At 63.6% G+C, this 9,724-nt stretch carries 12 protein-coding genes, 1 tRNA gene and 3 pseudogenes; 5 read left to right on the plus strand and 11 right to left on the minus strand.

Features of this window, described 5'->3' with window-relative positions; genetic code table 11:
* Together ACCC94_RS24380 and selB are read left to right on the plus strand one after the other, a co-directional pair.
* Window positions 1-208, plus strand: a pseudogene (locus tag ACCC94_RS24380) (L-seryl-tRNA(Sec) selenium transferase); the annotation flags it as partial.
* Window positions 205-2,262 (plus strand): selenocysteine-specific translation elongation factor, encoded by a 2,058-nt coding sequence (gene selB, locus ACCC94_RS24385; protein ID WP_413352177.1) that lies wholly within the window; start codon window positions 205-207, stop codon window positions 2,260-2,262. The pseudogene ACCC94_RS24380 and the gene selB, both read left to right, overlap by 4 nt.
* Before the next feature lie 227 nt (window positions 2,263-2,489).
* Here selB and ACCC94_RS24390 read toward each other — a convergent pair whose 3' ends face one another.
* The 4 genes and pseudogenes from ACCC94_RS24390 to ACCC94_RS24405 form a co-directional block, all read right to left on the minus strand.
* Window positions 2,490-3,944: an alpha/beta hydrolase gene (locus ACCC94_RS24390; protein ID WP_413352178.1), complete on the minus strand. Its 1,455-nt coding sequence runs from the start codon at window positions 3,942-3,944 to the stop codon at window positions 2,490-2,492.
* 211 nt (window positions 3,945-4,155) lie between these two features.
* A pseudogene (locus ACCC94_RS24395) lies at window positions 4,156-4,386 on the minus strand (MAPEG family protein); the annotation flags it as partial.
* Window positions 4,387-4,640: 254 nt separating this feature from the next.
* Window positions 4,641-5,348 (minus strand): hypothetical protein, encoded by a 708-nt coding sequence (locus tag ACCC94_RS24400; protein ID WP_413352179.1) that lies wholly within the window; start codon window positions 5,346-5,348, stop codon window positions 4,641-4,643.
* Window positions 5,349-5,750: 402 nt separating this feature from the next.
* On the minus strand, window positions 5,751-5,969 hold the full coding sequence (locus tag ACCC94_RS24405) for a carbon storage regulator (protein ID WP_413352181.1): 219 nt from the start codon (window positions 5,967-5,969) through the stop codon (window positions 5,751-5,753).
* A gap of 145 nt (window positions 5,970-6,114) precedes the next feature.
* Between ACCC94_RS24405 and ACCC94_RS24410 the strand changes: the two genes are divergently transcribed.
* Window positions 6,115-6,210, plus strand: a tRNA-Sec gene (locus ACCC94_RS24410).
* Window positions 6,211-6,260: 50 nt separating this feature from the next.
* On the opposite strand, the gene ACCC94_RS24415 is transcribed toward ACCC94_RS24410, so the two are convergent.
* From ACCC94_RS24415 to ACCC94_RS24425, 3 genes are all read right to left on the minus strand, one after another.
* On the minus strand, window positions 6,261-6,422 hold the full coding sequence (locus ACCC94_RS24415; RefSeq protein WP_413352182.1) for a hypothetical protein: 162 nt from the start codon (window positions 6,420-6,422) through the stop codon (window positions 6,261-6,263).
* A 68-nt stretch (window positions 6,423-6,490) separates the two neighbouring features.
* The gene (locus ACCC94_RS24420; protein WP_413352183.1) at window positions 6,491-6,787 is read right to left on the minus strand and encodes a hypothetical protein; all 297 of its coding nucleotides are present in this window, start codon (window positions 6,785-6,787) and stop codon (window positions 6,491-6,493) included.
* Window positions 6,784-7,077, minus strand: a complete 294-nt coding sequence (locus ACCC94_RS24425) for a hypothetical protein (RefSeq protein WP_413352185.1) — start codon at window positions 7,075-7,077, stop codon at window positions 6,784-6,786. Before ACCC94_RS24425 ends, ACCC94_RS24420 begins: the two co-directional genes overlap by 4 nt.
* A gap of 291 nt (window positions 7,078-7,368) precedes the next feature.
* Between ACCC94_RS24425 and ACCC94_RS24430 the strand changes: the two genes are divergently transcribed.
* Window positions 7,369-7,605, plus strand: a complete 237-nt coding sequence (locus ACCC94_RS24430; protein WP_413352186.1) for a DNA-binding protein — start codon at window positions 7,369-7,371, stop codon at window positions 7,603-7,605.
* 62 nt (window positions 7,606-7,667) lie between these two features.
* Window positions 7,668-8,090 carry a hypothetical protein gene (locus ACCC94_RS24435; RefSeq protein ID WP_413352187.1) on the plus strand — a complete coding sequence of 141 codons (423 nt, stop codon included), beginning with the start codon at window positions 7,668-7,670 and terminating at the stop codon, window positions 8,088-8,090.
* A gap of 12 nt (window positions 8,091-8,102) precedes the next feature.
* On the opposite strand, the gene ACCC94_RS24440 is transcribed toward ACCC94_RS24435, so the two are convergent.
* From ACCC94_RS24440 to ACCC94_RS24455, 4 genes and pseudogenes are all read right to left on the minus strand, one after another.
* Window positions 8,103-8,417: an excalibur calcium-binding domain-containing protein gene (locus ACCC94_RS24440; RefSeq protein WP_413352189.1), complete on the minus strand. Its 315-nt coding sequence runs from the start codon at window positions 8,415-8,417 to the stop codon at window positions 8,103-8,105.
* A 77-nt stretch (window positions 8,418-8,494) separates the two neighbouring features.
* Window positions 8,495-8,714: pseudogene (locus ACCC94_RS24445) on the minus strand (DUF6434 domain-containing protein).
* Between the two features lie 84 nt (window positions 8,715-8,798).
* Window positions 8,799-9,002: a hypothetical protein gene (locus tag ACCC94_RS24450; RefSeq protein WP_045216516.1), complete on the minus strand. Its 204-nt coding sequence runs from the start codon at window positions 9,000-9,002 to the stop codon at window positions 8,799-8,801.
* A 69-nt stretch (window positions 9,003-9,071) separates the two neighbouring features.
* A complete protein-coding gene (locus tag ACCC94_RS24455) occupies window positions 9,072-9,701 on the minus strand; it encodes a GrpB family protein (protein ID WP_413352190.1) in 630 nt (209 codons plus the stop codon).
* Window positions 9,702-9,724: the final 23 nt, after the last annotated feature.

The following is a 9,724-nucleotide window of genomic DNA, read 5'->3' on the forward strand; positions in this document are numbered from 1 at the left end:
GCCCAGCGCCGCGCTGTGCCTGCGCCCGAACCAGCCCAAGCGCCAGCGCGGCCGCGCGCTGCTGGACCTGGAAGAACGCCTGCGCTGCCTGCCGATCCCGGTGCTAGGCCGCATCGATGACGACGCGCTTTGGCTCGACCTGCGCCAGCTCGACGACGAGCCCGGCTTCGTCGCGCAAATGCCGCTGCTGGCCGAGGACGAGGCGTGATAGTCGGTACCGCCGGGCACATCGACCATGGCAAGACCTCGCTGCTGCGCGCCCTCACCGGTATCGAGGGCGACCGCCGCCCGGCCGAACGCGAGCGGGGCATTACCATCGATCTTGGCTACGTCTATGCCGCCTTGGAGGCTGAGCGGGGCGACGGCGCGCTCACCGGCTTCATCGACGTGCCCGGTCACGAGCGCTTCGTCCACAACATGCTCGCCGGCGCCAGCGGCATCGACCTTGTTTTGCTGGTGGTGGCCGCCGACGACGGAGTAATGCCGCAGACCCGCGAGCACCTCGCCATCGTCCAGTTGCTCGGCATCCGCCGCGCCATCGTTGCGCTGACCAAGGTCGACCGTGTTTCCAGCGAACGGGTAGAACAGGTCGCCGCTGAAGTGCGTGAACTGCTGGCTAACGGACCGTTGGCCGGCGCGCAGACTTTTCCGGTTTCCTGCTTCAGCGGCGAGGGAATCGAGGCGCTGCGTAATGCCCTCACCGAAGCCGCCGGTGAGACTCACCAGCGCGCCGCAACCGGCGGCTTCCGCTTGGCGGTGGACCGCGCCTTCAGCGTCAGTGGCGTCGGCATCGTCGTCACCGGAACGGCCTTTGCCGGCACCGTGAGCGTCGGCGATGAACTGCTGCTGGGCAACGCCGGCCGCCGCGTTCGCGTGCGCGGCCTGCACGCGCAGAACCGCGAAGCGCAGCAGGCTCACGCCGGTCAGCGCGTGGCGGTGAACATCGCTGGCGAGCGTCTGAGCCTCGAACAGATTCACCGGGGCGACTGGCTGATCGCCGGCGAACTGCATGCGCCCACCACGCGCATCGATATCGAACTGAACCTGCTGCCCAGCGAAACCCGCACCTTCGCCCACTGGACGCCGGTGCATGTGCACCTCGGCGCACAAGACGTCACTGGCCGTGTCGCGCTGCTCGAAGGCGAACGCCTGCAACCCGGCGAGCGCGCCTTCGCGCAACTGGTGCTGAATGCGCCCAGCCACGCCGCGCATGGTGACTATCTGGTGCTGCGCGACCAGTCCGCGCAACGCACGCTTGGCGGCGGCCGCGTGCTCGACCCCTTTGCCCCCGCGCGCAATCGGCGCAGCGAGGAGCGTCTGGAGCAATTGCGCGCGCTGCAGGGCGATAGCCTGGAAAGCGCCTTGCCGACCCTGCTGGCCCATGCCAGCAACGGCCTCGATCCCGCGCTGCTGGCGCGGCAGTTCAACCGCCCGCGCGAAGGCTGGCAGTTGCCCGGCGAGCTGGTCGAAATCAACACCCGGCTCGGCGCACGGCTGTTCGCCGCCGAACGCTGGTCCGCACTGCAATGGCACCTGCTCGATGCCCTGCAACGCTTCCACGCCGAAGCCCCCGACGAACTCGGCCCCGACCGCGACCGCCTGCGCCGCTACGCCTTTTCGCAACTGGAGCGACCGGTCTTCATCGCCCTGCTGGAAAGCCTGCTGGCAACGGGGCAAGTCGATAGCAGCGGCCCCTGGCTGCACCTGCCCGATCATCGCGTGCAACTGGGCCAAGCGGACGAACAACTGCGGGAGCGCCTCTGGCCATTGTTGCTGGCCGGCGTCTTCGACCCGCCGTGGGTGCGCGACCTCGCCCGCGAGCTGGGCGCGGAGGAGGGCGACGTACGCCTGCTGCTGCGCAAGCTCGCCCGCCTGGGGCAACTGCACCAGGTGGTGAAGGACCTCTTCTACCCCGAACAGACCCTGAGCCAACTCGCCGGCCACGCCCTGCACCTGCGTGACGAAGCCGGCATCATCCGCGCCGCCGCCTTCCGCGACCGCATCGGCATCGGCCGCAAGCGCTGCATCCAGCTGCTGGAGTACTTCGACCGCATCGGCTTCACCCGCCGCTTCGGCAACGAGCGGCGGATCAGGGAGGATTCTGCTTTGGCCATGACTACCAGTGAGAAGGAATACGACGACTACCTGCAGGTGAAAGTCGAGGCTTCCAGGGCTTCGATGAACTCCAGGCAAGGGCGATCGGACGAGGAAGTCGAAGCGGAGTTCGCTGCTCGTCGCGCTGACGCAACTCGCAAGCAATGAAAAAGAGCGGCGGCGCCGAATACCTTCGGCGGCAGCTGCAGATCAGCCAGCGGGAACGTCGCTGTCTCCCGGCAAGTCGCACCACTCAAGAGATTTTCTGAACTCCCCGTGCCCACGCCCCTCGATAGCCCTGTTCACTACCGGGGAGTGGGTCCAATGAGTTCCTGGCTGATTCTGCTGTTCATCGCCATCACCGTAATCGCCGTCGTGCTGGATCTGGGCAAGCGCTAGCGCTGCGGCAACACCTGGTCGACCCGTTGCACGAGATAGTCGTAGAACGGGTTGGACGTCACCCGCTGGAACAAGTCCAGCCCGACGATCAGCACGCCGCGCTCGCCGCGGGGCGTGAGGGTGCCCAGGTGGATGCCGAAGTCTTCGCTTCGGTCCGGCTGTTGGCCGTAAAGCGCGTCAGTGGGCGGGAAGGGCAGTGCTACGTGGGAAAGGGAAAACAAGTCCGGCGGATAGCTGGCCGCCACCGGCAGGCTTTCCTGCTGCTGGCTGTGGGCCGGAGTGTGCAGGGCCTGCGTCTGGCTGGTTTGCGGACTGTTGGAAATCACCGTCAGGTCGTAGTTGCGCTGGCGCTCGGGCAGCAGGCGCTCGCCGAGCGTGGCCATTTCCGGGCGCAGCAGCGGGCCGTAGTTGAGCGAGCGGTTGAGGTCGAACAGCACCAGCTCGCTGCCGTTGTCCGGCAGACGGTCGTACAGGTTGCTGATGACTGCCGGGGTACTGACGGTGCTGTCAGCCAGCGACTGGAAGGTGAGAACCGGCGGCAGCTGTGCGAGCCTGCCGTTGCGGCTGGCGGCCTCCAGACTGGCCTGCACCGCGTCGGTCAGCTCCACCGTCTGGCGCGCCGCCGCGATGGGGAAGGAGTTGTATTTGAACGGATTGAACTCCGGCAGCACGTTCAGCCAGGCGGCCTTGGCAAAGGCTGGCATCAGCGCCGGCAAGCCGGCCAGCCCGGCGAACTGCGCGTAGCGGGTGACGCCGATCATCGGTGAGATCAGCACTATCTGCTTCGGCCTCGCGAGGCTCGCGTCGTCCAGCGCATCCAGGCTGTACTTCATCGCCAGCGCGCCGCCGTTGGAAAAGCCCACCATCAGCAGCGGCGCGCCCTTGGGCAGTTGCGCAGTAGCCTCGCGCACGGCCAGCCGAGTGGCGGCCATCCAGTCTTCCCAGTCCGCATCGGTGAGCCCGGCGGGAACCGTGCCGTGGCCGGGCATGCGGATGGCGATCACCACGAACCCCTGCTGTCGCAGGTGGTCGCCCAGGTGGCGCAGGCTGTAGGGCGAATCGGTCAGCCCGTGCAGCAGCACCGCCGCGCCGCGCACCTCACCGCTGGGGCGCATCTCGTAGGAGCGATTCCAGTCGGTGGCGAAGTGGCCGGGGTAGACCGCGCTCTGGTCGAAGTAGCGGTTGTAGGCCACGCGTTCGAAAGGCTGCAGACTGGCCGCCATTTCCTTGCGCATGGCCTGCATCAACTTGTCCTCGGCGGCCAGGTAGCCGGCCCAGTCGGTGCGGTCGATCTCGTCACTGTGCAGATCGTCCGGTACCCAGGTGTGCCAGGGCTCCAGCGGCGGAATATTGCGCAGCGCAGCGACCCTAAGTCCCAGCGCCAGCACGGCGATGGCGAGGATGAGGATGACCAGCCAGAGCAGCGCCCTGGTGAGTTTTGCGTTCAGCATGGGATTCCCTTGTCAGCGTCCGGACAAGCATAGAGCCCGTGGCGCTACAAAGTCCGCTCATGGGTCAAAAGGCCGAGACCGCCCCCGACGTAGCCGGAGTGGTCGATGCCCACCTGAGCCCAGACTGGGCGCGTATCGTTGCCCTGGCGGTCGTACTGCTCGTCCGCGTCCCACAGCCTCGGAGCTGTGGCTGCCTTAGAGGCCATGGACGTCAAAGCGTCCCCAGGGCCCGAGGCATCACCGCCAGCCCTATCAAACACAGCACGCCAACGGCATGGCTGAGCGTGCGCCATGGCTGCACACCGGCGAGGTAGGTCAGGCTGTGGAGTATCCGGGCGAACGTAAATACGCCGAACAGCCAGGCGCTGGTAATGGCGGGGCTATCGAGGACGATGGCCAGGCCGCCCAGGGCGAAGAATGTCGGGATGTTTTCCAGCTCGTTGCGCAGGCCCTGGCACCCCGTTCAATCTGCGGAGCAGGGGTAAGAGCGCTGCAACGTCTTGCTTGCGCCAGCGGTTGGCGACCGGCTGCAATCGGCCAGGAGCGGACGCTCAGCAAAGACACTGCCGACGGCGGAGCAAACGAGTAATCTGAGTTTCCGAAATGCTGGGTATCGTGGCCTAGCACCGCTCGTTGCTGGCTCTGCGGCGCATACGCAATGCACCTGAACGCATGTCAGTTGTTTTACATTCCGAATTAGTTGGCGCCGTCATCCGCGTGCATTCGAATGGCCGTTGCAGCCTCGTGCAACTGCTGGCGGACGCACTTGAGTTGTAGAATTTGCTCCTTTTCAAATTTCTCGCGCTGCGTAAGAGATCGCCCATTATCGCTCTGCGAAGTCGATTGCGCTTCGCAGGTGGCTTCCACTTCGTCTAGAGAGAGCTGCGGAGAGCCGATTGCAAATTCCTCCACCCTGCGCAAGTAGTCGATGGCAATTAGACGGTTGATGTAGGCACAGCCATAGGGATTGATGCCCTCGGTTACACAGTAACTGGGGGCTTGATACGAGTTGTTCGGGATAATTTCCCGCGTGGCGGACAGCCCCAAAAGCTTGGCCGCCACGGCGTGATACACGTCTGCCATACAATCTTTGTAAACCACATCGTCCTGCGTTCCACCACCAGTTTCTGCATGGGACTCCTCCCACTTGCGGTCGCAAAGCTCCAAAGTCTTTTTCGTTGCTCTCATGCGGGCGTTGTCGTTCCCATGAGTTGTAGCTTTGAAAGCAGCGCTGAAGAACTTCTCAGCAAGGACGTAGTTGACAAGAGCGCATTGCTCCATCGTTAGCCGCCCACTGAGGTCGCAATACTTAGGAGGCACTACCGGGTGCATTGGCTCAGATGCGACTCCGGCAACGTCGTGGAGAAGGAAAATAATCGAAAGCACACATGGTAAAACGCGCATGCAGCACTCCTTGCTCACACGAAATAACCAAGACTAGCCCATAGTCCTGTCTATGTTGATCGGCCCTCTACCGCTTTCAAATGGGAAGACGATCTAGCAAGCTGAGGTCTCCCTAGAAGGGCGATGCGCTCCCTTGTGCGAGCGAGTAAGGGCGAGCGCAGTTTCACTGCGTCCGGACTTAATAGCGCAGAGGCAACCGTCCGCTACGGGTCGATAGCTGCCTGAGTTGGCGGCCCACCTTGGGGTTTAGGCGGACCTTCCGGACAGAGGGACTCGAGCCCTTGAAACTACTACTCCGGAGCGTCTCAATGTGTTCGGGTGACCGACTTTCGCAGACTGAAAGCTAGCTAGCTTTATATCCTCTCTGGAACTTTGTTTTCGACAGGGGGCCATCGCGCAGCGCTATTGATGAGCGTCGGCCGGCAGGAGTTCTTCGCGCAATATTCGAAGACAGGTGGGCGCGGTGATGACGAGACGCACCTGCTGGTCGCGCACCCTGCCGATTCTGATCACCAGGTTTTGGCTGCGCAGTTGGCGGATGAGTTCTTCGTCGGAGCATTCCGGGTCGACGAAGAGGTGGATGGCTTCGAAAGTGTTGCGGCTCAACAGCAGGTTTCCCATGGGGGCTCGCTTGTTCGGTGGCGGGTGGGGCTGGGTGATTGATCGGCTGCTGCGGCATCGCTGCGCTGGCATCGGTCATGGCAATGATGGCAACATCCGGGCTCCCGCTTTCGCCGCTGCGCTCGTGCAGCCGGCTTCTGACCAGGGAAGGCAATCACGCCCGGTGGCGTGGCCGGGCTTCAAACCCGGTGGGGGACGGCAGCCGTTCCTGGGTGAGTTCGACTCTCACTGCCTTCCGCCAATTCTCCCGGCCTCTCGAAGCAGTCAGTGTCGAAAAAGTGTCGATGGAATTCATCCACGTCTCTTCCGTGCGCGAGTGCGGAGCGACTTGAAGTATTCCCTGTCGGCAGGTGCGGCCGGCGTCGATTCGGAGCCAGCGATCAGCAGTTCCTGCAAACGTTGACGGTCCTCCTTGCTTGGCGCGTTCTGCGGCGAAGCATTCATCAGGCTCATCTGGCCAATCTCCTTACGGGTCAATGATCGCTGCTCACTCCAGGCCAGGGCGTCAGGCGTTGATTCCCTCAGCACATCATGATCCCGTCCTGCGGGATCAGGTCTTTGCAGGCTTCCACCTCCTCCGGTTCGAGCACCTTCAGAGACTGGATGTTGTGCCAGAACATCTCCTGTGGGTAAGGACGGCGGAGTGTTTGATCCATCACGAGGAAGTAGGGGCGGCTGATGATCTGATCGAGCGGAGGCACCACGCCAACGATCTGGATGCAGTGCAGTTCCGGGGTTGGGTCGGCGTCGCAAGTGGTGGATACCAATGCGTACTGGCCGAGCAGGGAAGTGGGATTCGCCGAGCCGTATCGGGTCATGGAGAAACTCCTGAGGGCAACTCGCTGTTCTTCCGCGCTTGTACATCCTCCGAATCCAATACTTGAAGAGACCTGATTTCTTCCCAGAACAGCTCTTCGGGCAGATCGGACTCGAATGGAATGTCGCGCACCAGAAAATAGGGGTGGGTAAAAACTCCTTCCAATGGCGGTACAACCCCCAGGATTTGCACGCAGTACCAACCAGATGCGGAGCCTTCGCCGTGGGCCGTTTCCACCAGGGCGAACTTCCCTATCAGCGCTATTGCAGTGGAGAAGTCGTAGTCAGCCATGCACAGCTCCTTTGGGAGGCCTTTGATTGGCACTTTTCGACCGGTCCAGTCGGGCCGCCCGCACTAGGCTTCCAGTTCTATATCCGTTGATTCACTATTCGCATCGATGGACCACGGTGGTCCCTTGCTCGGCAGGGCCTGCAGTTGGCCAAGCCTTGAATCGGTCGAGCAGCGCTCCAAGCCTGACAATTCAAACGGCAAGTACGATGACAAATATTTCGTCATTTAGACTGAGGCTATAGACGAAATATTCGTCAGTCAAATATTTCGTTAGTTTCTGCGAGCGACTTTATGATCGAAGAACGCCTGAGGGCTCTTGTTCGCCACTTGGGGCCTGCGCGTTTGGCAGCTGAAACTGCCAACAGCAACCGTCGCCGCTGGCAGACGGTTGCCACGGACCTGAAGACCAAAACGCGAGTGGAAGACCTCGAGCAAGTGATCGCCGCCTTTCCGCAATACGAGCTCTGGCTGTGGAAGGGCGAGACGGATGATGCGCGCGGACAAATAGCTCCGGACGTAGATGGTTAGGGACTCAGCAATCACGCTGCCCTGAGGTCGCGGCAGGCATTCCCGCAAGGATGAGTCGAGCCATGGTCAGACTGGATCAGTTCACCGAAGAGCATCTGGAGCTGAGCGACCTGTGGCGCTGGCAGGATGGCGTTCGCGAGGATGCGTTCCTGGTGCCGCTGGCGACGGCGGCGGAGGTGGGGCCCGGTGTTTCGTTGCTGCTGGTGCGGGCGCTGTTCCGGTTGCCGGCGGGTATCGAGTTGCAGGGGCTGCTGGTCTACGACCCGTTCGGGCAGGACGTGTACGCGGTGCAGGTGCTGATCGGCCGCGACAGCTATTCCTTCAACAAGTACCTGCCGGAGGCTTCCTTCGAGGAGGTGCTGGCGTTGGCCGATCGGTTGAAGCTCAGCACCGGCGGTGTGTTGCCGCTGCGCTATAGCGTGGTGCGGGAGGCGCTGGCCTTGCGCGACGGCCAATTCACGCTATGGCTGGGCGGGGGCCTGTAGGACGGCTCTTGCCTACATGAGGCACCACTGTTTCTCGCAGGGGATGCCATCACCGTCGCCGTCCATCTCCATGTTCGGGCAACTGCGCAGGAATGCCTTGGCCTCCGCGCAGGAGGTCATCTGCGAGCAATATTTACGGCCGTCGCAACGCACGTTAAGTGTGGGTTCCGGCTTGGTTTCGAGCGTCGCGACGGGTTCGGCTGCGGGTTCGCTGGGCGCGCTGACGGACGACGAAGCCGGGCGGAAGAAGCGCGACTGCCAGTTGGGGTTGTCCATGTACTGCCAGGCGAGCAGCGCGAGAGCGGCGAGGAATATCCATTTCTTCATGGCGGTGTCCGGGGTGAGTGCTCTGCGGAGTCTAGCGGGCGCCCTGGCCCGCGTACCATCGGCAGCGAGCGGCGTGTTCAGCCAATGGCGAGGCCTTTCCGGCGCCGCCACTCATCCACCACCGCGCCCATGTCCGCCGGTGCGCCGCTGCGTATCCAGGCCATGAAGGCGCGGTCGAAATGGAAGCCGTCGCCGCAGTGCCGGGTCATGAAGCGGCGGACGTTCTGGGTGTTGCGGTAGTGGGCGTCGAGCGGGGTCTGGCGGGTGATCGGGGTCGCTGTGCCAGTCGAAGGCCATGGTGTCCGTTCCTGTGCCTTTGGGGGAGCGCCCGTTATCGCGCAATCGGCAGCCGCTGGCGCGGTCTGCCGAGGTGTTGCGGCGTCACTGGCCCCACATCATCCGCTGTTGCTGCGCCGAATAGTCGTCGCTTTGCAGGCGCACGCGGGTGGGTTGGCGTTCGAGGTTGTCTTCGCCGAAGGATTCGCGCACCGGCGATTCGATGGCGCTGAAGTGGCTGAAGTGCGGGGAGTCGGCGCAGCCGACCAGGGTGAAGCAGGCGAAGGTGACCACGGAGAGCTTGAGCATGGGACGTCCTCCTGAGGGGGAGCCCCGAGCTTCGGCCGGCTGGATTAACGGCGGATTAACGCGAAGGTTTCAGCGGCTGTCCGGGCCCTGGATTTCGCCGCCGTGGGGCGTGTCGCCTGCACGGTCGCGGTGGTGCTCCGGTGGGTTGAGCGCGCGGCCGAGTATCTGCGCGACGACCTCGTCCTTGCCTTCGGTGTAGGCGTCGCGGTCGGTGGGGAAGCGTTTCGCCAGTTCGTGCTTAACCTTCGCGTAGAGCTGGGCGTCTTCCGGGTGGCTGCGCAGCCAGTCGCGGAACAGCAGGCGGCGTGAGGCGTCGCTCAGGTCCATGACGTGGACGTGGTGGGTGCGGCCGTTGCCCAGCGGCGGCATGCCTTTGACGAAGAACATCCGCGAGGTGTCGGGGTTTTCCGCCCAGTACTGGTAGCCGAGGCTTTGCAGCGGTTCGATCAACTGGTGTGGGTCGCTCTCCGGCGGCGGCAGCAGGAGGATGTCGATGATCGGCTTGGCGTCCAGCCCCGGCACGGCGGTGCTGCCGATGTGCTCGATGCCCAGGCCGGGAAGGTCGGCGGCCTGGGCGATGGTGGCGGCTTCCTCGGCGAAGCGCTGAGGCCATGTCGGATCGTAGGCGACGACTTCGATGCGGTCTTCTTCGGCGTTGTTCCAGCGCTGGCCGTCGAACTCGGGGGCTTGCGGGGGCATGGGGGAACTCCAGCGGTGCGGCG

The sequence above is a fragment of the Pseudomonas sp. Pseusp97 genome (assembly GCF_047304025.1).
Taxonomy (GTDB): domain Bacteria; phylum Pseudomonadota; class Gammaproteobacteria; order Pseudomonadales; family Pseudomonadaceae; genus Pseudomonas.